The sequence below is a fragment of the Acinetobacter sp. RUH 2624 genome (assembly GCF_000162375.2).
Lineage (GTDB): Bacteria > Pseudomonadota > Gammaproteobacteria > Pseudomonadales > Moraxellaceae > Acinetobacter > Acinetobacter nosocomialis.
In genome coordinates, this window is sequence record NZ_KI391939.1 from 890,405 (window position 1) to 912,697 (window position 22,293).

General features: G+C 37.2%; 20 protein-coding genes and 1 pseudogene. 5 read left to right on the forward strand and 16 right to left on the reverse strand.

Annotated features, from left to right (window positions below; all coding sequences use genetic code 11):
• Nucleotides 1-30: 30 nt before the first annotated feature.
• The 14 genes and pseudogenes from putP to HMPREF0014_RS10960 all read right to left on the reverse strand — a co-directional run bounded on the left by putP (nt 31) and on the right by HMPREF0014_RS10960 (nt 13,672).
• A complete protein-coding gene (gene putP, locus HMPREF0014_RS10895) occupies nt 31-1,521 on the reverse strand; it encodes a sodium/proline symporter PutP (RefSeq protein WP_004709158.1) in 1,491 nt (496 codons plus the stop codon).
• A 409-nt stretch (nt 1,522-1,930) separates the two neighbouring features.
• On the reverse strand, nt 1,931-2,638 hold the full coding sequence (locus HMPREF0014_RS10900; protein WP_079377024.1) for an NAD-dependent deacylase: 708 nt from the start codon (nt 2,636-2,638) through the stop codon (nt 1,931-1,933).
• A 97-nt stretch (nt 2,639-2,735) separates the two neighbouring features.
• The gene (gcvH, locus tag HMPREF0014_RS10905; protein WP_002049861.1) at nt 2,736-3,110 is read right to left on the reverse strand and encodes a glycine cleavage system protein GcvH; all 375 of its coding nucleotides are present in this window, start codon (nt 3,108-3,110) and stop codon (nt 2,736-2,738) included.
• A 38-nt stretch (nt 3,111-3,148) separates the two neighbouring features.
• Nucleotides 3,149-4,174 (reverse strand): AraC family transcriptional regulator, encoded by a 1,026-nt coding sequence (locus HMPREF0014_RS10910; protein WP_000705529.1) that lies wholly within the window; start codon nt 4,172-4,174, stop codon nt 3,149-3,151.
• Nucleotides 4,175-4,282: 108 nt separating this feature from the next.
• Nucleotides 4,283-4,722: pseudogene (locus HMPREF0014_RS10915) on the reverse strand (MaoC family dehydratase).
• The gene (locus tag HMPREF0014_RS10920) at nt 4,722-6,569 is read right to left on the reverse strand and encodes an ABC transporter ATP-binding protein (protein ID WP_006580778.1); all 1,848 of its coding nucleotides are present in this window, start codon (nt 6,567-6,569) and stop codon (nt 4,722-4,724) included. Before HMPREF0014_RS10920 ends, HMPREF0014_RS10915 begins: the two are co-directional and overlap by 1 nt.
• A gap of 373 nt (nt 6,570-6,942) precedes the next feature.
• Nucleotides 6,943-7,479 (reverse strand): DUF2058 domain-containing protein, encoded by a 537-nt coding sequence (locus HMPREF0014_RS10925; RefSeq protein ID WP_002050144.1) that lies wholly within the window; start codon nt 7,477-7,479, stop codon nt 6,943-6,945.
• A gap of 3 nt (nt 7,480-7,482) precedes the next feature.
• Entirely contained in the window at nt 7,483-8,163 is a 681-nt protein-coding gene (locus tag HMPREF0014_RS10930) for a YoaK family protein (RefSeq protein WP_004887507.1), read from the reverse strand.
• Between the two features lie 5 nt (nt 8,164-8,168).
• Nucleotides 8,169-9,371 carry a serine/threonine transporter SstT gene (sstT, locus tag HMPREF0014_RS10935; protein WP_002050031.1) on the reverse strand — a complete coding sequence of 401 codons (1,203 nt, stop codon included), beginning with the start codon at nt 9,369-9,371 and terminating at the stop codon, nt 8,169-8,171.
• A 419-nt stretch (nt 9,372-9,790) separates the two neighbouring features.
• A complete protein-coding gene (locus HMPREF0014_RS10940) occupies nt 9,791-10,099 on the reverse strand; it encodes a metalloregulator ArsR/SmtB family transcription factor (protein WP_002050127.1) in 309 nt (102 codons plus the stop codon).
• A 475-nt stretch (nt 10,100-10,574) separates the two neighbouring features.
• Entirely contained in the window at nt 10,575-11,141 is a 567-nt protein-coding gene (locus HMPREF0014_RS10945) for a TetR/AcrR family transcriptional regulator (protein WP_004709146.1), read from the reverse strand.
• A gap of 360 nt (nt 11,142-11,501) precedes the next feature.
• The gene (locus HMPREF0014_RS10950) at nt 11,502-12,665 is read right to left on the reverse strand and encodes a cupin domain-containing protein (protein WP_004887505.1); all 1,164 of its coding nucleotides are present in this window, start codon (nt 12,663-12,665) and stop codon (nt 11,502-11,504) included.
• A 30-nt stretch (nt 12,666-12,695) separates the two neighbouring features.
• Entirely contained in the window at nt 12,696-13,289 is a 594-nt protein-coding gene (locus HMPREF0014_RS10955; RefSeq protein ID WP_006581996.1) for a Maf family protein, read from the reverse strand.
• Nucleotides 13,289-13,672, reverse strand: coding sequence for a DUF2237 domain-containing protein (locus tag HMPREF0014_RS10960; RefSeq protein ID WP_002050020.1), 384 nt, complete (start codon nt 13,670-13,672; stop codon nt 13,289-13,291). The genes HMPREF0014_RS10955 and HMPREF0014_RS10960 overlap by 1 nt, the downstream gene beginning before the upstream one ends.
• Before the next feature lie 138 nt (nt 13,673-13,810).
• Here HMPREF0014_RS10960 and HMPREF0014_RS10965 point away from each other — a divergent pair, with 138 nt between their 5' ends.
• From HMPREF0014_RS10965 to fba, 3 genes are all read left to right on the forward strand, one after another.
• On the forward strand, nt 13,811-14,998 hold the full coding sequence (locus HMPREF0014_RS10965) for a phosphoglycerate kinase (protein WP_004887501.1): 1,188 nt from the start codon (nt 13,811-13,813) through the stop codon (nt 14,996-14,998).
• A 121-nt stretch (nt 14,999-15,119) separates the two neighbouring features.
• Entirely contained in the window at nt 15,120-15,362 is a 243-nt protein-coding gene (locus tag HMPREF0014_RS10970; RefSeq protein WP_004887500.1) for a hypothetical protein, read from the forward strand.
• 121 nt (nt 15,363-15,483) lie between these two features.
• Nucleotides 15,484-16,521 (forward strand): class II fructose-bisphosphate aldolase, encoded by a 1,038-nt coding sequence (gene fba, locus HMPREF0014_RS10975; protein ID WP_002049840.1) that lies wholly within the window; start codon nt 15,484-15,486, stop codon nt 16,519-16,521.
• 120 nt (nt 16,522-16,641) lie between these two features.
• Here the strand turns inward: fba and HMPREF0014_RS10980 are convergent, their stop codons facing one another.
• Together HMPREF0014_RS10980 and HMPREF0014_RS10985 are read right to left on the reverse strand one after the other, a co-directional pair.
• Nucleotides 16,642-17,952 (reverse strand): peptidylprolyl isomerase, encoded by a 1,311-nt coding sequence (locus tag HMPREF0014_RS10980; RefSeq protein WP_004887497.1) that lies wholly within the window; start codon nt 17,950-17,952, stop codon nt 16,642-16,644.
• A complete protein-coding gene (locus tag HMPREF0014_RS10985; RefSeq protein WP_004709137.1) occupies nt 17,952-20,405 on the reverse strand; it encodes an LPS-assembly protein LptD in 2,454 nt (817 codons plus the stop codon). The genes HMPREF0014_RS10980 and HMPREF0014_RS10985 overlap by 1 nt, the downstream gene beginning before the upstream one ends.
• A 120-nt stretch (nt 20,406-20,525) precedes the next feature.
• Here HMPREF0014_RS10985 and HMPREF0014_RS10990 point away from each other — a divergent pair, with 120 nt between their 5' ends.
• The gene (locus tag HMPREF0014_RS10990) at nt 20,526-21,539 is read left to right on the forward strand and encodes a phosphotransferase (protein ID WP_004887496.1); all 1,014 of its coding nucleotides are present in this window, start codon (nt 20,526-20,528) and stop codon (nt 21,537-21,539) included.
• Nucleotides 21,539-22,228, forward strand: coding sequence for an N-acetylmuramate alpha-1-phosphate uridylyltransferase MurU (murU, locus tag HMPREF0014_RS10995; RefSeq protein WP_002049766.1), 690 nt, complete (start codon nt 21,539-21,541; stop codon nt 22,226-22,228). Before HMPREF0014_RS10990 ends, murU begins: the two co-directional genes overlap by 1 nt.
• Nucleotides 22,229-22,293 lie beyond the last annotated feature (65 nt).

Consider the following 22,293-nt stretch of genomic DNA (forward strand, 5'->3'; position numbering starts at 1 on the left):
GGCCGAAGCCCCTTTTTATTTTATTCATTTTTATACACTTTCTTTATAAAGTTTATCAGCTTGTTCGAAGCGGTCAGTTACATCAGTATTTGGAGTTTTGCTAATCAAGCTCACTACGATGATGCTGATAAATGCACAGATAAAGCCAGGAATAATTTCGTAAACACCGGTGCTTGCGAAAAGATTTTTCCAACCAATTACGACAACTGCACCTACGATCATACCTGCTAAAGCACCTTCTAAAGTCATACGTTTCCAGAACAATGACAAGATGATGAGTGGTCCAAATGCGGCACCAAAACCAGCCCACGCATAAGCAACAAGACCAAGAACTTTACTGTCAGGATTACCAGCGAGTACAATTGCCAGAACAGCAATTGCAAGTACCATGATACGGCCAACCCATACAAGCTCTTTTTGAGAAGCATTTTTACGGATGAAGCCTTTGTACAAATCTTCAGTTAGCGCACTTGAACATACCAACAGTTGACAGCTTAATGTACTCATAACCGCAGCTAAAATAGCAGCTAGAATGATACCGACAATCCATGGATTGAATAAAATTTTAGTCAATTCCATAAATACAGTTTCAGGGTTTTTACTTACAACACCTGCAAGTTCAGGATGTTGCTGGAAATACGCAATACCAAAGAAACCGGCACCGACTGCACCAACTAAACATAAAATCATCCAAGTCATGCCAATACGGCGAGCAGCAGGAATTGATTTTACAGAGTCAGCAGCCATGAAACGTACAAGAATATGTGGTTGGCCAAAATAGCCTAAACCCCAAGCCATTGAAGATAAAACGGCCACCACACTTAAATCTGAAACGATGTTAAATGCATGTGGTCGAGCAGTTTCAATAAGCGTTACAAACTGAGTTGTGTCGCCAATTGCAAGGTAAGTTACGATTGGGGTGAGCAAAAGGGCAAAAATCATTAAGCCAGCTTGGAAAGTATCAGTCCAGCTAATTGCCAAAAATCCACCAATACAAACATAACTGATTGTTGCAATAGCACTTAACCAGATTGCGGTGGTATACGACATACCAAATAAATTTTCAAATAAACGAGCGCCAGCTACCATACCTGAGGCACAGTAAATTGCGAAGAAAACCAAGATAATAACGGCAGAGAAAATACGAAGAATCTTTTTCTTGTCATCAAATCGACTTGTAAAATAGTCGGGCAGAGTGAGTGCATTATTTTGGATTTCAGTATGAACGCGTAATCGACCAGCAACCAGTAACCAGTTAAGCCAAGCACCGATAATTAGACCAATTGCAATCCACGCTTCAGATAAACCAGAAAGATAAATCGCTCCTGGTAAGCCCATGAGTAACCAACCACTCATGTCTGATGCGCCTGCGGATAATGCAGTAACGAAACTGCCTAAACTACGACCACCAAGAATATAATCAGAGAAGTCGCTTGTAGCACGGTAGGCAAATAAGCCGATAAGTACCATTGCTACGATGTACACCATAAACATGATGAGGGTGGGATCAAAATAACTCATAATGGATGTGTGTCCTTATATCCATAATCCGTGATTGTAACCTAATCCAGGTCGCTGTTTTCTTGTACGGCATTTCAAGAGGTTGAGATTCAACCACAAAAGAAATTTTTTGCTCTGTTATCTTTGTGATGTGTTTTGTGTATTTTTATGTAAACTAATGTAATTTGAATTACAATTAAAATTAAAGTAAATTTAATCAATAGCTTAGATAGTATGAATAATTCATTTATTGTTTAGAAAATTATAAAAATAGTAAATTTAGAAAATAGATCAGCATGTTTGGTTACAAAATTAGCAATGACAGTATATGACTCTAGAATAAATTTGACATGAGTTGAGTGTTTTCGAATCAATTTCATGTGAAGAGACAACTTTAGAGGTGAAATTTGTAATAAAAATGAAAGAAATATTAGTTCGTCAATTGATGAAATAGCTCTTTCATACCTTCTGTGGCTGTCATATTTAATAGTTTATATTGAGATGGAACACGAGAATGATCCGCTTTGGGATCTATATAGTAGGCGTCAGTGTAGTTAGGAATTTCATGAACTAAAGCAGCGACAGGGTAAACACTTAAGGTTGAACCAATAACAATGAAAATATCTGCTTCTTGCACTTGCTTTATGGCTTCTTCAAATGCTGGAACTGCTTCACCAAACCAAACCACATGAGGGCGAAGTGGATAGCCATTTGGACAAAAGTCATGCTCTAGATCTAATTTCCACCCATTAATTTCATAAAATTCATTTGTATATTGGGCATTTGGTCCAGAGCTTTTCGCTAATCGAATATTACCATGTAGATGCAACACATTCTGGCTACCAGCACGTTCATGTAAATCATCAATATTTTGTGTAATGACTTGTACATCGAAATGGTTTTGTAATTTAGCAATATATTGATGAGCTTCATTTGGCTGAGCTTCTAAAATATTTTTACGGCGTTCGTTATAAAACCGTTGGACTAACGCAGGGTCTTTATCCCAAGCTTCCGGAGTAGCAACTTGCTGTATATCATAATTTTCCCATAGGCCATTACTGTCACGAAAAGTACTAATTCCACTTTCTGCACTCATACCTGCACCAGAAAATACAACAAGTCTTGTCATGTTATTGATCCTACATATCCAGTTTTATAGCTATTTTATACATATATAAAAAAACCAGTTTAAAAGTAAACTGGTTTTTATCAAATATTGAAAGCAATGCTAAATTTTATAAGCCAGCTTCATATTCTTCATTTGTTAAAAGTTTTTCAACGTCTGCCATGTTGTCTGGCTTAATTTTATAAATCCAGCCTTTCCCGTATGGATCTTCATTTACAAAATCTGGATCATCTTCAAGGTTTGTATTTACTTCCACTACTGTACCAGAAACAGGAGCGTGGATGTCAGAAGCAGTTTTAACTGATTCAACTACTCCAGCTTGTTCGCCAGCTGTTACTTGGCTGCCCACTTCCGGAGTTTCAACATAGACCAAGTCTCCAAGCTCATCTTGTGCATGGTCGGTAATCCCAGTAATAACAAGATCACCTTCAATTTTTACCCACTCATGTGTACGTGCATACTTCAATTCTGAAGGGTGATTCATGACATCTCCTTAAGCTTGTGTCCAATATTTTAATAACATTATAAATAGGGGTCTTTGCGCCAGTTACTAGGACTACGACCACTCCAGCGTTTAAATGCTCGGCTGAAATTTGCGACATCAGAATAACCCAGTTCATCCGCAATTTGTTCAAGACTATAATCTGTACGTGAAAGTAAAGAAGTCGCATGACGATAGCGGACTTCATCTACTAATGTTGAAAATGAAGTTCCTTCCGCTGCCAACTGTCGCTTTAATGTGCGATCTGACATGTGTAAGTATTCTGCTACATTTTCTATGCTTAAGTAATGTTGTTCCGAATTACTTAAAATATCACGTACACGCATTGCTAAACGGCGGCGTTCACCTAAAGCAGAGAGTTCAGCCTCACATTGGTTAATAGCAATTTGACTGGCGATTGGATCTGAATTAATTAATTTAAGACCTAAATATTTTTTATCAAAACTAGAAATTAAATGAGGCTGATTAAACCGAATAGTACTGCTTAGTTTGCTCTTATATTTATCAAAGCCTGCTGGTTCTGGAAAATCTAGGTCGACATCGCCCGCTAAATCTTCAATACCTGTCATAGCTTTTGCCATTGTCATGATGCCAATAGTTAAGCCTAAAACAATTTCGGTGCGAAGTGGTTCTAACTCAATATCACATTGTAGTTGTAATGTGGCTTTTGGGCCGAAGGTAGAAAAATAGAGTTGTAAAAAAGGTAAGCGTAACTGGATAAAACGAGCAGCGAGAGCAATTGCCTCAGTAATATCTTTTGCTGTCATTATTGCGTAGCCAATAAATCCATGAATTGAAATACGCATTTGAGTGCCAATATGGTAACCCAATGTACTTTCTCCAGTGAGATTTAAGGCATGTTTAACCAGTTCATTTGCTACAGGTGTTGAAATACGATATTCAGGGTCAGCCAATTGTTCACTTGTAAGATGAAAAGGGGCAAATAATGTCTCATCGTTGTATCCCCAACGTGAAACAACATCTAATAGCAATAAGCCATAGACTCCTGGAATACCTTGATCTTGACGAGCTGAGGTAATTTTCATATGCGTTCCGTTGCTCTCATCAATTTTCTACGTGCATTTCTTACACATCTTGTCATGAAATATAATTTGAGTTTATAAAAACTGTTAGACAATCATATCAAGGATTCGTTAAATATTCTTTTTAAAGACAACGATTTTTGTCGTTGAAATAAGTAAAACATCTCCATGTTGATTTAAAGCTTGCGTAACGTAGCTTACAATACCACGATCCAATTTTGTTTTGGATGGTGAATTGCTGAAATCTCAGCTTCAACATGTATACGGTCACCAGGTCGAGTCGGGCGAGGCCAACGTAAACTAGACTCTGAACCCACGAGCCCCCCATGAATAGGCATACATTCTGTCCATAAGCGCATAGTAATTGCCGAGGTATGCCATCCACTGGCAGCAATACCTTTAAAGATTGGATCTTCTTTAGCTAATTCTTCATCTGTATGGAAAGGCTGAGGGTCGTAGTGGCTTGCAAATTGTTTAATCTCATCTAGTGTAATTTCATATTCACGACTGATAAAACGATCACCAATTTTTAAATCTTCTAAATAAAGCATTAATCCTGACCCTGTACTACTTTTTGCTCAATAAGAAAGCCGCCAGTTTGGCGTTTCCATAATTGTGCATATATACCATTTTTAGCAATTAATTCTTCATGGGTACCTTGCTCTGCAATTCTACCTTCATCAAGAACAATTAAACGGTCCATTTGAGCAATGGTAGACAAACGGTGAGCAATTGCAATAACTGTTTTATCTACCATCAGGTCATTTAAACTAGACTGAATAGCTGCCTCAACTTCCGAGTCTAATGCGCTTGTTGCTTCATCTAATATTAAAATTGGTGCATCTTTTAAGAAAACACGTGCAATAGCGATACGTTGTCTCTGACCGCCTGAAAGTTTAACACCGCGTTCACCAACCTGTGCTTCATAGCCAGAACGGCCTTTTAAGTCGACAAGTTGAGGAATAAATTCAGCTGCTTTTGCCTTATGCACTGCACTTTGCATGTCCAGATCGGTTGCATCCGGACGGCCATATTTAATATTTTCAGCAACTGAACGATGGAGTAGAGAAGTATCTTGAGTAACTAAAGCAATATTCGCTCTCAAACTATCTTGTGTAACATCTTCAATATTCTGCCCATCAATTAAAATTGCACCTTCATTAAGATGGTAGAAATGTAAAAGTAATTGGATGAGAGTGGATTTTCCTGCACCTGAACGGCCAACGATACCAATCTTTTCGCCCGCTGTAATGTGTAAATTAAAGTGATCGATGACATTTTTATTGTTATAGGCAAAGGTCACATCTTTAAATACGATTTCACCTTGCTTTACTGTAAGTGGTTTTGCATCTGGTTTGTCTTGAATATTGATTTTCTTACCAAGAGTTTGCATACCATCTTGAATGGTACCCACATTTTCAAATAAGGCTGACATATGCCACATCATAAACTCAGCCATGCTATTAAGCTTTAAAATCATGGCGGTCGTTGCTGCAATTACACCTAGTGCTGCTAGGCCTTGTGTCCATAGCCAGACTGCTGTTCCAATCACGCCTACAAATAAAACAGCAGAAAGTAAATTAATGCTGACTTCAAAAAGAGTACCTAATCGCATTTGTGCATAGACAGTTGTCATAAACTCTTTCATTGAAGCTTTTGCATACTGGCTCTCACGACCAGCATGGGCAAATAATTTAACCGTTTGAATATTTGTGTAGGCATCTGTTACACGTCCAGTCATTACTGCACGAGCATCAGCTTGTTGCTGTGATACTTTGCTTAAACGGGGAATAAAGAACCAAGCGCTTAATAAGAATAAACCCAACCAAACCATAAGTGGAATGAGTAAAGTTGGTGAAATTGCACCAAGAACGATACTAACGGTAATAAAATAAATGCTGACATAAGCCAACATATCGCCCAAAATAATCCAAAATTCACGGATAGCTAGTGCTGTTTGCATGACTTTTGCTGAAAGGCGACCCGCAAAATCATTATGGAAAAAATCTAGACTTTGCTTTAACAAAAGATTATGAAAACGCCACCGTAAGCGCATTGGAAAAGTACTATATAAAATTTGGTGTTTTATAATAGATTGAATATTAACAAATAAAATATTAGCAAATAAAACGCTAATAAGAATGAGTATATTGGAAGCGTGTTGGCTTAAAAAGCTTTCTGGTTGACTGTTACTCAGCCAGTCGACAAGTTGCCCAATTTTTGAAAAGAGTAGAGCTTCAAAGCTGGCTGCACCCGCTGTACATATAATGAGTAATAATAAGTACGGACGAACACCTTCAGTAGCTTGCCAAACAAATGGGAAAAAGCGAGTTGGTAAGGGCTCATCCAGACCTTTGGTTGGATAAGGATCTACAAGTTTTTCAAACCACTTCAGCATGAATGACTACCTTTATACATCAGCTACTTTATTAAAATTTCGCAATTTAATTTGCAATAAAGTCAGTTAGATCAAACTCGATATAGATGTTGATCTGTTGGGTGTGTGGATACACGTCAAAGTCTATGTTGTATATCTTTAGCTAAAACTGACAAGATTTAGTCAAGATATAAATTTGGAAACGGGAAAAGCCTAAAAGGCATGGTAAAGACAAAAAATGTTTTATTCATTATATCGATAATAATAGATGAAGTGGTGAATGAATTTGATGTGAATGTAATTTTTATAAGTTTTTTTAATAAATGATAAAATACTGATATTTAGCCTAAGCAGCATGAGCCTTTATCTAAATATTCATAAAGGCTCATAATAATTACCACATTAAGTCATCTGGAATAACATATGCTGCATACGGATCTTCTTCGTCAGTAGTTTGTTCATTTTTCTCTGCATTATTAATTAAAATAAAGCCTTGCATTTTTTGATCAATTTTTTCGGCCAAAGCTTTTGGAAGATAAGCGTATTGATCTTGATCTTTAGCAATTACTAAACTACCTGTAACAAGGGCATTGTAGACTTGTTGAGATAGATATACCTTTTTAATCTTATTCTCGTCAATAAATTGATAAGCCACATCTCCGGCAAAATCTACAATTTTGTGTTGTTTAATCATTTGAATAATAGAAGCTTTTAATGCTTTTTCTTCGAGTTGTTGCTGTTTTTCTAGATTTAAAGCTTGGTCTTTAGCTAGTTTTTCTTGTTGAGCTTTTTCAATATTTGCTTTGATTTCTGCTTCATTGCTTTGACCAGTACGCTGCTCATGCTGAGCTTGTTTGGTGAGTTTTTTTGCTTTTTTATTGTCAACTAAACCTGCTTTGAGTAACTGAGCTTGTAAGGCATTTTTAACCATGACTTAATCCGAATCTGAAGAGGAAGAACGATGAAAATAAACAGCCCAATATGAAATACTGAGTGTTAAGCTTAAAATTGCTGGTAGCAAAAATGATTGCAATTTTAAGTAGGGGTGAACTGAAGCAGCAATTATACCACCAATAAGAAAACCTGAAAAAATAAGTAGATGTAAAATAATACGACGGTTTTCTACTTTTAAACCTCGTGCTATGTAACCAAGTGCAAGGCCAAGATCTGTTAAGACACCCGATAAGTGAGTTGTCCTAATAATGGTCCCTTTATAATGGCTGACCATGGCATTTTGTAAACCCATGGCGACACAAGCCCATAATAATCCATATTTGGGAAAATATGGCAGTAATAACCAGCAAAGAAAAATAAAGAGGGCAACTAAGCTTAAAGGGAGGCCATATCGACGGCCTAATTTGAAATGGCTATTGCCTAAAATAAAACCACTGTAAAATGATCCACATACATAACATAGTATAACAAGTATCAAATATATGACGTGATCAAAGTGCCAGTTTACCAAACTCATGGCTAGCATACTGACATTACCAGTCATATGCGACACCGATTGATGTAAAAGGGTGATAAGCCCTAATACATTAATCATTCCGGCATTCATTGCCAGTAAAAAGGCACCAATTTGGAACCAGTTTGGTAAACGTTGAAATGGCATGTTCTCTAAGAGTTTTGTCTTGAGCGAATATCAACAGCGGCAGTAAATAAAACATCAGTTGATGAGTTAAGAGCTGTTTCGGTTGAATCTTGTAATACACTAATAATCATACCAACTGCAACAACTTGCATCGCAATTTCTGATGAAATACCAAATAAACTACAAGCGACTGGAATTAAAAGTAACGAACCACCAGCGACACCAGACGCACCACATGCTGAAACTGTAGCGACTACCGACAAAATAATCATAGTTGCCAAATCAACATGAATCCCTAATGTATGCACAGTTGCTAAAGTAAGCACAGTGATTGTAACAGCTGCTCCAGCCATATTAACTGTAGCACCTAAAGGAATAGAAACACTTGCAGTAGATGGATTAACACCTAAACGTTCAGCTAAATCAAGGTTAACTGGGATGTTAGCTGCTGAGCTGCGTGTGAAGAATGCAGTAATACCACTTTCTTTTAAGCATTTAAAAACAAGTGGGTATGGATTGCCACGAATTGTTAAACCTACCAAAATTGGGTTAACTACAAGAGCAACAAAAAGCATTGTTCCTAATAGAACAGCTAATAATTGCGCATAACTTTCAAGCGTTGCTAAACCAGCATCGGCAAAGGTTACTGCAACTAAACCGAAAATGCCTACAGGTGCAAATGCGATGACTTTGTGAATAATCGCACTCACAGCATGTGAAACATCATGCATCACTTGTTTAGTCGTATCTGAACTATGACGCATTGCTAAACCTAGACCAATTGCCCATGCCAGAATGCCAATAAAGTTCGCTTCACTAATTGCTTGAACAGGGTTTGCAATAAAACTTAAAAGCAAATTTTTTAATATATCAGCGAGGCTACCAGGCGCTTGTAGGTTGTTATGTGAAACAGTATTAAGATAAAGAGTACTTGGAAAAGACAAGCTCGCAACAACGGCACTAAACGCAGCTAATAGCATACCCACTACATATAATAGTAAGACTGGTCGTAAATTTGCACTATGACCAACCTGAAAGTTAGCAATAGATGAGAGAACCAGTACGAAAACTAAAATAGGAGCAACCGATTTCAATGCTTTAATGAACAGCTCACCAAACAAGCTTAAGTAAGGTGTAACGGTTGGAAATAATAGTGCAACACCTATTCCTAAAATAATGGCGATAATAATTTTGGTGACTAAGCTTAATCGAGAAAAGAATTCAAGCATATAAAGGCCTTATTAACCTATTCATGGCTAAAGGTTGAACAAGCGGAGTATTTTATACTTAAGTGATGTGAATCTTAAGCTTTTTTATATCAAGTAATTAGATTAATAAAAAAAGGTAATATTAAGTATTTGTTTTTAAAATAGTAAAATTAAATTATTAAATTAATTAAAAAGATATTCTGCTTATATAACAGTCAATAAAAAATTAACTGTGGGGTCTAAAAACCTATTGAAAAATAGTGGAGGGAGAGACAGAAAGAAATAAGAGAGTGTATTGTTGTTTTCAATAGCTTTAGATACTTGAAAAACTACGCGAATTTTCAATCCTCTTTGCTCGGTTTATTACTAGCTACCAAGTTGAAAAATCGCATATTTCAGGAATACATTAATATTATTATAATTTTATAAATTCAGCGCAGTTATTCTATACAGTATAACTGATAAAGCGTATTCAAAATTGAGTGCATCTTGTCATCCTTTATAGAATAGAAAATTTGTTTGCCATCACGACGTGTTGAAACGACATCACTTTTACGTAACATCATCAATTGTTGTGAAAGAGTGGGTTGGGTGATTTGGGTTTTCTCTTCGATTTGAGAGACATTTAACTCCTCATGAGCTAAGTGACATAAAATTAATAAACGGTCAGGGTTAGCTAAAGACTTTAATGTGCCTACGACTGAATCAGCCGCATTTTTCATTTCTTCAATTTGGAGTCCATCTTTCATACTTTATACCTATATCAATATGGCCGGCATAGTATAGATTGATCTTAAGAAAATGAATGTAGCAAAACTAATCAATCCAATTGTTTTTGTTGAAAAGGTTTATAAGTGTAATTGATAAATATATAACATTATTAAGGTATAACAATAATTTGTAGTTGTTTTGTGTCAAAAGTGTTGCATTGTGTGAGAAGCGTAATTGTTAAGTATAAATGAAACAAAGTCAAAGGAAAAGAATCTTATTTTAAGTTCTATCTATAGTTAATTCTGATTTATCTATGAAAGGGTAATAAAAAAAGATTGAGTTTTTACTTTTTAAAGATATAATTGATTCTGTACAGACAGGTCTGTATATTCTAGTTTGGGATGATAGTCCAAAAAAAACGTCTAACTCTAGGCTAGAATGACTTTCAGACGCAGCGTGATGAATAAGAAGAAGATTCAACAATATAAGAAGAATAATATCACGCTTTATTTTTTACTGTGCAACTTTTTCAAACTCAATAAGCTTCTCTACACGTTTCCAGTAGTCATTAATTTTTACTGAGCCGTGCTCAACCTGAGCTTGAATGGTCATACCTTCTAAAATATTGACTAACAGTAATGCTAAAGGACGAGATTCCTCAATTTCATGTTGAACAAGAAGATCCTGCATTAACTGAGTCAACCATATTTTGTATAAAGTCGCAGGTTGGTGAGTTGAAGGGTATTGCTTTAATACTTCTTCTAAGGCTTTTTGAAACATACAGCCATTAAAATCTTCGCTATTAAACCAATCTGCATACCATAAAAAGATTGCCTTAATACGGGCTAATGGATCATTTTCGTCTTGTTTAGATATAGCAGCAGTAAGAGAATTTTGTAAAAGTGAGTTTCTTAGTAATAAACACTCTTCAATTAGTTTCTCTTTGGAAGGGAAGTATTTGTAAAATGTCATTTTTGCTACACCAGACTCACTGATGATACGATCAACCCCTATAGAGTTATAACTATATGAGTTAAAAAGTCTTAATGCAGTGGTAATAATGTCATCTTTTTTTGACATATTTTAGTAGCCTCACACAAAAAATTTGCTCTTAGCCTAAATGGTCGAGTGTATAAATAAAAAGCAAGAACGCACAATTTTACATTGTATTGATTGTTATTGATAGAAAAAAATAGGTTTTTTAAAAACAATAGAAGGGCAAAGCATAATGCTCTAGGTATATATTTTATATTTGCTGAAAAAATTTCTATGTCTTAATTAGACGTATTTACTAGATAATTTTTTAATTTAGAAAATAATTTTAAACCATAGAAATGTAACCGCAAAATAGATTTATAGATTGGTATATTTAAACATTTATTTATAAAAGAAAAAAGGAGAAATTTTAGAATTTTCTCCTTTTAACCTATTTAGTCAATATTATTCTGCCGGTGGCAATAACATAAGAATTGAATCATTCAATAATTGAACAATGTTTTCTAAAATCTCTACATTGCTTAGCTGGTTATTAAATGGAATACTTTCTCCATCTGCTATTGTTTTGAGTTGAGTGGCAAAAGATTCCACTATCGTTAAATCTTCTCCATTGCCCCAAAACTTTAAAACTCCATTTTGTTCTGTATAAAGTAGGCGAGAGGCTGGTTCTAGCAATAATTCATAACCTTCTGTCAAAATAGCATTGAGGTCTTCAACTTCTATCTCGTCTGGTTCAGGAATATTATCTGGATATTTAGGTTCAGTCATATATGCCATGATGGCAGCATCAAGTACTGATGAATTTTGCAATTGAGCTAAAACCAACCCTCTTAAATACGCTAATTCTTCTGTATTAATTTCACCAACTTGAGAAATACTCTTTCGGTCAATATCTATGACAGGGTTTTGTAGTAATTCATCGGTAGCAAATTGGTCACTAATTCTGTCAATCATGCCAGAAATATTAGGCATACGGAAACCAAACGAGAAAGTTAAGCAATCATCTTCAGCAACACCATAATGTGCTAAGCCAGGTGGAACATATAATAAGTCACCAGGAGCTAAAACTTCGTCAAAATGAACATCTATGTCTGGCAATAATTTTAATGGTTGATTTGGAACAAATTCAGTGGTTGCATCACACATTTGGCCTAATTGCCAACGGCGGTGTCCATGTCCTTGAACAAGAAATACATCATAAAAGTCAAAATGTTTTCCAACTGAGCCGCCTTTAGGTGCATAAGAAACCATAATGTCATCACGACGCCATTGAGGAATAAAAGGAAATTTCTTCCATAATTCCGCTAAATCGAATGAGTAATGATCAACTGCTTGTACTAACAGTGTCCATAGCTTTGGTAATTTTTGAAAGTCACCTTTAGTTAGAGGAGAAGACTTTACGTGCCACTCATTTGGATTTTTGTCTTTTTGACGAATAAGACGTGCGCTAACATGATCTTCTAAAGCGAATTCTTTCACATCATTTGGCTCTAACACGCCAATGATTTCAGGCATGGCATTACGCACAAGTAATGGTTTTTTCTGCCAGTATTCTGATAAAAACTGTTCAGCAGTAATGCCGCCTAAAACGGTTAAAGGTTCTGTCATGGAGATAACCTATAAATAAACTAATAAATATTAAGGAATTTGAAGTTCAAGCTGTCTTAAAATCTGACAAAGCTGAATCATGGGTAAGCCCATTAGGGTGGTTTGATCTTGGCCTATCATTTTCTCAAATAAACTAATGCCAAGACTTTCACACTTAAAACTTCCCGCACAATGAAGGGGTTGATCTAAATCGATATATCTTTCAATTTCTGAGTCGCTTAAATTGCGAAATTTAACTTGATAATGTTCAACTAGAGTGTGTTCAAAGCTTTTTTCAAGACATTGAACACTTAAGGCTGTACTAAAAAAGACTGTTCTGGCTGAGTTTGCTTTTAACTGAGCTTTAGCATTTTCAATAGTCAATGGTTTGCCAATAAAATCATGAGGTGCATGTTCTCGCCATGCAACCTGATCTGATCCAATTACAATTGCTTCCGGATTTTTCTGAGCAATAACCTGAGCTTTAGTAAAAGCCAGTCTTTTAGCTAAATCATCAGCATGAGTCTCGCCACGAGAACTTTCATCAATATCTGGACTGATACAGATATATTCGATGCCCAAATGATTCATCAAATCCTTACGCGTTTGACTACTCGATGCCAAAATAATTTGGGGGTGTTTCATTACACTGCGTATTCCATTAATACATCTAATGGGACATAACTTAATACTGCTTGATGGCAGGCATGAAGTTTGACAGGTGGAGCTTGACCAGCTTGATATGCTTCTACCCAACGAGTTACACAAATGCACCAGAAGTCACCTGGCTGCAGGCCAGGGAAGCCAGCTTCAGGTAAAGGAGTAATGAGATCGTTGCCAACTTTTTGCGAAAAATTTAAAAAGTCAGACGTCATTTGAGCGCATACAGTGTGTTGCCCAAGATCTGTTACTGCTGTATGGCAAAAACCATTTCGAAAATATCCGGTAATAGGATCAAAACAACAGCTCGCTAAAGGCTCACCTAAAACATTTAAACGATTGATTTGTGGATCGGGATGAATAGACATAATCGATGAAATATTAAATTACTACCTCTATCATAATCAAAACTTTGGCTTTCTACAGCTTTTATGCAAAAAAACTAACCTTTTTTGATGTAATAATTTAAAATTGGCGCGTTTTTAAAATCATAAAGAGAGCTTTACATGAATTTTCAGCGCATGACTGACCTTAACTTAGCAGGTAAACGTGTACTTATTCGTGAAGATTTAAACGTTCCTGTTAAAAATGGTGTGATTACCAGCGATGCTCGTTTACGTGCGGCACTTCCAACAATAAAAGCTGCTTTAGAAAAAGGCGCTGCTGTAATGGTATTTTCGCATTTAGGTCGTCCTGTTGAAGGTGAACCAAAGCCTGAACAATCACTTGCACCAGTTGCAGCATATTTAACTGAAGCATTAGGCCAAGAAGTTAAATTATTTACTGATTATCTTGATGGTGTAGAGGTTCAGGCTGGACAAGTTGTTTTGCTTGAAAATGTTCGTTTTAACGTTGGTGAAAAGAAAAATAATCCTGAGCTTGCACAAAAGTATGCTGCTTTATGTGATGTATTTGTGATGGATGCATTCGGTACTGCTCACCGTGCAGAAGCTTCTACTGAGGGCGTAGCACGTTTTGCTCCAGTTGCAGCTGCTGGTCCTTTATTGGCTGCTGAATTAGATGCGCTTGGCCGTGCAATGCAAACACCTGAAAAACCAATGGTTGCTATTGTTGCTGGCTCTAAAGTTTCAACAAAACTTGATGTTTTAAACTCATTGTCTACTATTTGTGATCAACTTATTGTTGGTGGTGGTATCGCAAATACTTTCTTAGCGGCCGCTGGTTACAACGTTGGAAAATCTCTATACGAAGCTGACTTGGTAGAAACAGCAAAACAAATTGCTGCTAAAGTAAGCGTTCCACTTCCTACAGATGTTGTTGTAGCGGATGCATCTCAAATTAACTTTGAAGATTTCTTGGGTTCTTTAGCGGCTGCACAAGCAGTTGTTAAAAAAGTTGAGGATGTAACTGCAAACGATATGATTTTAGATGTTGGTCCTGAAACAGCTAAAGCATTTGCAAATATTTTAACAACATCAAAAACGATTCTTTGGAATGGTCCCGTTGGTGTGTTTGAAGTTGATCAATTTGGTGAAGGTACTAAGGCACTTTCTCTTGCAGTTGCTCAATCTGATGCATTCTCGATCGCTGGTGGCGGTGATACTTTAGCTGCGATTGATAAATATAATGTTGCTGACCAAATTGGTTATATTTCAACTGGTGGTGGTGCGTTCCTTGAATTTGTTGAAGGTAAAACTTTGCCAGCAGTGGCTGTTTTATTAGAACGTGCATAATACATATATGTAAAAATAAGAAGGGGTTGGGTTCAACCCCTTTTTCATTGATAAGTCATTAAATTGTCATATTACTGAAATAAAATAATGAGCACTAAATCACCAATTGTGGAAAATAGTGATGAATTTAAAACTTACCTTAGCTGCTTTATTAATTGTTCCAGTGATGTTGACTGCTTGTGCGAAAAAAGAAGAGTCTTCTAAAGCAGGACAAGATGCAGCATCTACAGCAGTTTCTGATAAAGTAACTCCTGAACAGCAAGCTACAATTGATTCGCTTGATAAGCCAGTTTTAGATGAAAAGAATACAGATGTGGTTGAAGGTAGTGCGTCTAGCGAGGCGGCTGCTTCAGAAACTCATTAATTTGTTGTTTTTTGTTAAAAAGTCCCTGCAAATGCAGGGATTTTTTTTGAAATACTGTGATTTGTTGCTGAATTGAAATAAATGACAAGGTAGAATAAGCCGCACTACCTGGGAGGATATTATGGCACTCATTTCAATGCGCCAGCTCTTGGATCACGCTGCGGAACATAACTACGGCGTACCAGCATTTAACGTAAATAACTTAGAACAAATGCGTGCAATTATGCTTGCCGCAGATGCAACCAATTCACCTGTAATTGTTCAGGCATCAGCTGGAGCTCGCAAATATGCAGGCGCTCCATTCTTACGCCATCTTATTTTGGCTGCAATCGAAGAGTGGCCGCACATTCCAGTGGTAATGCACCAAGACCATGGTACTAGCCCTGATGTATGCCAACGCTCTATTCAACTTGGTTTTAGCTCAGTGATGATGGATGGTTCATTAGGTGCTGATGGTAAAACCCCTACAACTTACGATTACAACGTAGATGTAACTCGTCAAGTCGTAGCAATGGCTCATGCTTGTGGCGTGTCTGTTGAAGGCGAAATCGGTTGCTTAGGTAGCCTTGAGACAGGTATGGCTGGAGAAGAGGATGGTGTTGGTGCAGAAGGTGTACTCGATCATTCTCAACTTTTAACTTCTGTTGATGAAGCGAAGCAATTCGTTGCTGACACGAATGTTGATGCCTTAGCAATTGCTGTAGGTACTTCACATGGTGCTTATAAATTTACACGTCCACCTACAGGTGACATTTTAGCAATTGATCGCATTAAAGAAATTCATGCGGCATTACCAAATACTCATCTTGTAATGCACGGTTCAAGCTCTGTACCACAAGAATGGTTAAAAGTAATTAATGAGTTTGGCGGCAATATCGGTGAGACTTATGGTGTGCCAGTTGAGCAGCTTGTAGAAGCAATTAAACATGGTGTACGTAAAATCAATATTGATACTGACTTACGCTTAGCTTCAACAGGTGCAATTCGTCGTTTCATGGCGGAGAATCCAGCTGAATTTGATCCACGTAAGTACTTTGCTAAAACTGTCGATTCAATGAAGCAAATTTGTATCGATCGTTATGAAGCCTTTGGTACAGCAGGTAATGCTGACAAGATCCGTCCAATTTCATTAGAGAAAATGGTGGATCGTTATAAATAATTCCCGATAGGGTTTGATTTATGGAAACCGGTTATTTATGTAACCGGTTTTTTTATTATCTAAATCTTATCCATAAAAAAACCTGTGATAAACACAGGTTTTAATTAAATAAAAATTAACTTACTTTTGCAGATTCTTTTTGTCGAGACTTGGATCTTTAATCTCTACATAAGCATTTGCACGTACTTCACGTAACCAGCTATCAATTTCAGTATTGAATTGACGTTCACCTAAAATTTGACGTGCCATACGCTCTTGATATTCGTGAGTCATATCTTTTTCGCGTTTGTCTGTCACTTGTAGAATATGCCAGCCAAATTGAGTTTGGAAAGGTTCACTAATTTGACCTACAGGAATTTCCTGCATTTTTTTATCAAACTCAGGTACCATCATTCCTGGATTAACCCAGCCTAAACTACCACCGTCACGCGCGGAACCTGTATCGTTTGAATAAGTTGCCGCAAGAGTGGCGAAATCTTCACCTGCCTTCAATCGCTTGTAAATGCTATCAATGATTTGTTTTGCATTTTCAGGACTTACTACTTCGGAAGGCTGAATAAGAATATGGCGTGTTTGATACTGTGGTACCAAGGCTTTTTGTTCATTTTGCTTGCGTTCTAAGAGTTTTAGAACATGTACACCATCTCGTACAGAAATTAGATCAGTGGTTTGACCATCTTGTAGGGGAGTAATACGGGCAGCGAGTTCAGCCGGAATATCAGAAAGGGGACGGAATCCCATGTCTGCACCTTCAACTTTTACTGTTGCAGTTGAAAGTTTTTTGAGAGCATTTAAATCATTGCTTTGAGCCAGCTTTGAACGAACTTCTTTAGCTACACTTTGAACTTCTTGAGGATTGTCTCCAGAAATTCGCATATGGATCACATGTGCCTGATTGCCTAGAGCAGCTTGACCCTGTGGTGATTTTAAGAAATTGTCAACATCTTGATCACTAATCTTAATACGTGACATCACTTGCTGTTGGCGTAGACGATTAATTGCTAAATCTTCAGCAATACGGCCACGTAAATTTTCATACGTTCCTGGAGCAATCGCATCTAATTTTTGTTGAAATGCTTCTAAACTTTTACTGCCAGATTGACTCGCTACTTTAAGTACTGCCTCGTTTAGGCTTTTCTCATCAGGTTTAATACCATAACGTTTTACTTGTTCAAGTTGAGCTTGACGCAAGATGAGTTGGTCTAAAACTTGAAATTGTAAGTATTGTTGAGGTGGTACTTCTTTTTTTTGTGACTGTAACTCGTGAGTGGCTTCTGCCATTCCCTGTTCAAGGTCACTTTTTAAAATTACGCTATTGTCCACAATTGCCACAACTTCATCAGTGGGTTGGGCAAAACTATGCATTGATGAAGATATTAATACAGCAAGGGTTGTTGCTTTAAAAAACTGTTTAAGATGCTTTGCCTTCATTAACGTTGTGTCCAAGATTGATTAATTTTGTTAAAACCTAAAACGCGATTTTCAAGTATAGATGCAAGTTTGTTATTTAAACCACCTAAACCTTTAAGTGTGACTTCAGCCATAATCGCGCGTTTCTCGTTAACATTAGGAGATTTTGGATCATCTAGGTCGTTATAGTAAGAACGACCGTAGACTGAGATACCCCAGCAACATGATTCATAGTTAACACCTAATAACAGCTCACGAGCCACATCATTGTCCATGTCATATTGAACAAGACCCATAATACGCCAGTTGTCTTTAATTGGTTGTATAAACGATGCAACAACTTGGTCATAGTTATCTTGGCGACCAGGGATATCTTTACGATAGAAGTAGCCTAAGTTATATAGGTTGCCTTTGTCACCCGTGTAGTAAACTTGGAAATCACGCTGTGCGTTATCGCCGTTTGACATCCAAGCTGAATTTGCTGCAATCGTAAAGTTCTGGTTAAGTTGGCTTGTTAAGCTTACAACTGGTCCTGTATTGCGTTCGGTATCAAATGTATCAGGTTGATTTTGTAGAGTTACACGTCGATCTTCAAAATAATAGCTTTGACCTACACTTGCACGTAAACGTTCTAAACCTACTGTATCAAAAAGGCTATAACTTACGCCAAGTGATAAGAAATTGTTGTCTTCAAGGCGGTCATGCCCATAGAAGCGGTAAGGGTTAAAGAGTTGATCGTAGTTAACTGAAGCAGAGGTTGAATCGAAGTTTGGATAACCATTCTGATCTTTATAAGGGGCATAGGCATAAAATGCACGTGGAGTAATTGTTTGAAGATATTTACCATCACGTTCAAAAGTAAGACCAGTATCTAAAGTAAACTGAGGTACGACGACTGATTTAGACTCTGAACTGGCATCTAAACCTTGTGAGGCAATGCTATCTTTGTCATAAAAAGTCTGGATAGAACGTACAGAAACTTCAGGAATAACAAAAGCTGCTGGTGTACGATAGTTATAACGTGTTGCAAACTGGTTATAAATACGTGTACCGCTACTTTCCTGAGCAGAACCATCATTAATTGATTTTTTAAAGTATGCAGTATCGTTATTAAATTCGTACTGTAGACCTTGTGGATTACCAGTTACGTAGTTTAATAAGAACTGTGGTAAACGGGCATAAGGTTTATTCGCATCCAAAACTGAAGGATCTAGCGTCTGGAAGTCTTCAACTTTAAGCTGAGCTTTTAAACCCGGAATACCATGTTGATAGTTCAGTTCCCAAGCTCTTCGTAGATTTACATCGGTTTTAGAGTTTGGACTGCTGTCTAAGTCTGCAAAATAGTCTTTATCAGATGCATAGTGATATTCAAGGTTAGTAGACCATTGATCATTAATATTCCAGTTGTGGAGGAAATTAAAATCTTTACGGTCTTTATCGTTATATTCTTTATCAGATGGAAGAATACCGCCTGATATTACCCCTGCACCGAAGCCATCCGTTAAATAGCGAAATTCACCTTTGAGCATAGCTCCACGTTCTGATAGATATCGTGGAGTAATCGTTGCATCATAATTAGGTGCAAGATTTAAATAAATTGGAACAGAAAGTTCACCGCCACCACCACTATTTGAGAAACCTGAAAAACCAAACTGTGGGTTAAGAATACCCGTAGTTCGACGGTCATCAATTGGGAAGTTAAAGTATGGAACTGCTATAACTGGCACATCTTTAACATAGATTTTTGCATTACGAGTGACGCCTCGACCAGTTTCCTGATTTAGCTCAATTTTATTAGCCTGAATTTTCCAAGCAGGCTTTTGGCCTGGTGGACAAGTGGTATAGCTTGCATCATTAAGAACCATTACATTTGGAGAGGTTCTTTCGATTTTTCCAGCGTGACCATGTGCATGCTGCTGTTCAGAAATATAAAAACTATTATTTAAATCACCAGTTTGAGTCTTTAAATTGTAATTAATTTCATCACTTTGAGAGAGTAAGCCGCCTTGGGCTAACTGCACTCGACCTTGTGCATGAGCAAATGTTTGAGTTTTATCGATGGTAACTTTATCGGCACGTACAGTACGACCTTCTTGATCTATTACTACGTTTCCTTCTAGCTCAGAATCGCCAGCAGGGTTGTAATGACCATAATCCGCCGTTACAACCGATGTAGCCTTATCTGCATCTAATGCTTTAGTTTCAGGATTAATCGGTGTAATCCAAGTTCCTTGGCAAAATGCCGAACTCAAATATTTATTATTGCGCAACTGCGCTTCAGGTGCAGATTTATCAACATAATATTGTTGAAAGAATTCCTGCCCAGGATAGGCTTCCTTAATACTCGCCTTAAGTTGATTATTGTCTATGTTGGAGACAACACCAGCTGACTCAGCATAACTTGATTGTATGGAGCCACATAAGAGCGTAAAAATAGCGGTCGCTAAAGGATTAAATTTAAACTGATGCTTCATTGTCTCATTAACCAAGTATGCTAATTCACAATTAATTATTGTCGCATCATAGAGAAAAAGTTTATAAGTGGCTACACTTAACCCTTCAAAAATCTCAGCTTGTTTTAGATTTTATTGCAAATGAATACACAACGTGAACAATTGATACATACATGGCTTACATCTGTTCTTGAAAATGATCAATTTCAGATCGCTTATTTAGCAGGGGATGCCAGCTTTCGCCGTTATGCTCGCATCCAGTTACAAAATAAAACTTATATGCTTATGGATGCGCCTCCTGAAAAAGAAGACTGTGTTCCGTTTGTAACCATTGACGAATTTTTTGCAGGGCATGGGGTTCGAGTGCCTCAAATTGTTGCAAAGGATTTAACACAAGGTTTTCTATTGCTAGAAGATTTTGGTGATGTGCTGTTGTCGACATTATTAAATGATGCAACAGTTGATCAATATTACGAACAAAGCTTTAAACAGCTCACTCATTTGCAATCAATTAATGGTATTGATCATTTCCCAGCTTATTCTTATGAAAAGCTTATGTCTGAAATGCAGCTGCTAACAGATTGGATGTTGCCATCACTTGGGATTCATCCAACGGCTGAGCAAAAGAAAACTATTGATGACGCATTTGATTTCTTAGCTCATGCTGCATTGGCACAACCGCAAGTTATTGTGCATCGTGATTTTCATAGTCGTAATTTAATGAAAATTAGTAATGAAGAAGAATTGGGGGTAATCGACTTTCAAGATGCGGTTATTGGTGCCGACACTTATGATTTAATCTCGATTACACGTGATGCGTATGTACAGTGGAATGCTGAGCGTGTTTATCAATGGTTTAAAGTTTTCTATGAGCTTTTACCAGCATCTGCTAAACAAAACCGAACTTTTGAGCAATTTAAACGTGATGCCGATTTAATGGCAATTCAACGTCATATCAAGATTTTGGGCATTTTTGTTCGTCTGTTTGAGCGAGATGGTAAGTCTGGATATTTAAAAGACTTGCCGCGAGTCATGTGGTATTTAATTGAAGAGAGTCGTGGTTATCATGAGCTTGATGACTTCATGACGTTTATTCGTAACTCAGTCATGCCTAAGTTTATAGAAAAATATGGCCCCTATGAGGTAGCAGCATAATGAAAGCAATGATTCTTGCTGCTGGCTTGGGCAATCGTATGCGTCCACTTACGCTATATACACCAAAGCCTCTGCTTGAGGTGGGGGGTAAGCCACTTATTGTGTGGCATATCGAAAAGCTTAAGAAAATTGGTGTGACTGAAATAGTCATCAATTCTGCCTGGTTGGCTGATAAGCTCATCAGTAGCTTAGGTGATGGTTCTCAATTTGGTGTGGACATCCGTTGGACACGAGAAGAAGAAGGGCTGGAAACAGCTGGTGGAATTATTAATGCTTTGCCACTGCTTGGAACAGATCCATTTATTCTAGTGAATGGTGATGTATGGACCACAATGGGTTTTGAAGCGCTACGCGATATTAAGCTAAATGATGATTTAGCTCATCTTGTGTTGGTTGATAATCCTAAACAACATCCTGAAGGCGACTTTACATTATTGGATGGACGTGCTTTTGCATTCGATCAAGATGTGAAGGGCGAGAATCTCACTTTTAGTGGGGTATCTGTTATCAATCCTAAGCTCTTTGATGGATTGGAGCCTGGTAAACGTCCGTTAGCACCATTGTTGAAGCAAGCGATGCAGAATCAAAGAATATCTGCTGAAAAGCTTAAGGGTGCATGGGTGGATGTGGGAACGCCTGAACGTTTAATGGAGCTAGATTTGCAAATTCGTGAAGGCTTCTACGATTAACTGCGTAATCCCTAATCGTTAAATAGTGTTCCACGATGCATAAATGGGTATACTTTGTTTTAAAT

Bases quoted from the DNA above. Each gene is read 5' to 3' on its own strand.
- putP (WP_004709158.1), bottom strand. From the start codon at position 1,521: ATGAGTTATTTTGATCCCACCCTCATCATGTTTATGGTGTACATCGTA.
- gcvH (WP_002049861.1), bottom strand. From the start codon at position 3,110: ATGAATCACCCTTCAGAATTGAAGTATGCACGTACACATGAGTGGGTA.
- HMPREF0014_RS10910 (WP_000705529.1), bottom strand. From the start codon at position 4,174: ATGAAAATTACCTCAGCTCGTCAAGATCAAGGTATTCCAGGAGTCTAT.
- HMPREF0014_RS10920 (WP_006580778.1), bottom strand. From the start codon at position 6,569: ATGCTGAAGTGGTTTGAAAAACTTGTAGATCCTTATCCAACCAAAGGT.
- HMPREF0014_RS10925 (WP_002050144.1), bottom strand. From the start codon at position 7,479: ATGGTTAAAAATGCCTTACAAGCTCAGTTACTCAAAGCAGGTTTAGTT.
- HMPREF0014_RS10930 (WP_004887507.1), bottom strand. From the start codon at position 8,163: ATGCCATTTCAACGTTTACCAAACTGGTTCCAAATTGGTGCCTTTTTA.
- sstT (WP_002050031.1), bottom strand. From the start codon at position 9,371: ATGCTTGAATTCTTTTCTCGATTAAGCTTAGTCACCAAAATTATTATC.
- HMPREF0014_RS10940 (WP_002050127.1), bottom strand. From the start codon at position 10,099: ATGAAAGATGGACTCCAAATTGAAGAAATGAAAAATGCGGCTGATTCA.
- HMPREF0014_RS10945 (WP_004709146.1), bottom strand. From the start codon at position 11,141: ATGTCAAAAAAAGATGACATTATTACCACTGCATTAAGACTTTTTAAC.
- HMPREF0014_RS10950 (WP_004887505.1), bottom strand. From the start codon at position 12,665: ATGACAGAACCTTTAACCGTTTTAGGCGGCATTACTGCTGAACAGTTT.
- HMPREF0014_RS10955 (WP_006581996.1), bottom strand. From the start codon at position 13,289: ATGAAACACCCCCAAATTATTTTGGCATCGAGTAGTCAAACGCGTAAG.
- HMPREF0014_RS10960 (WP_002050020.1), bottom strand. From the start codon at position 13,672: ATGTCTATTCATCCCGATCCACAAATCAATCGTTTAAATGTTTTAGGT.
- HMPREF0014_RS10965 (WP_004887501.1), top strand. From the start codon at position 13,811: ATGAATTTTCAGCGCATGACTGACCTTAACTTAGCAGGTAAACGTGTA.
- HMPREF0014_RS10970 (WP_004887500.1), top strand. From the start codon at position 15,120: ATGAATTTAAAACTTACCTTAGCTGCTTTATTAATTGTTCCAGTGATG.
- fba (WP_002049840.1), top strand. From the start codon at position 15,484: ATGGCACTCATTTCAATGCGCCAGCTCTTGGATCACGCTGCGGAACAT.
- HMPREF0014_RS10980 (WP_004887497.1), bottom strand. From the start codon at position 17,952: ATGAAGGCAAAGCATCTTAAACAGTTTTTTAAAGCAACAACCCTTGCT.
- HMPREF0014_RS10985 (WP_004709137.1), bottom strand. From the start codon at position 20,405: ATGAAGCATCAGTTTAAATTTAATCCTTTAGCGACCGCTATTTTTACG.
- HMPREF0014_RS10990 (WP_004887496.1), top strand. From the start codon at position 20,526: ATGAATACACAACGTGAACAATTGATACATACATGGCTTACATCTGTT.
- murU (WP_002049766.1), top strand. From the start codon at position 21,539: ATGAAAGCAATGATTCTTGCTGCTGGCTTGGGCAATCGTATGCGTCCA.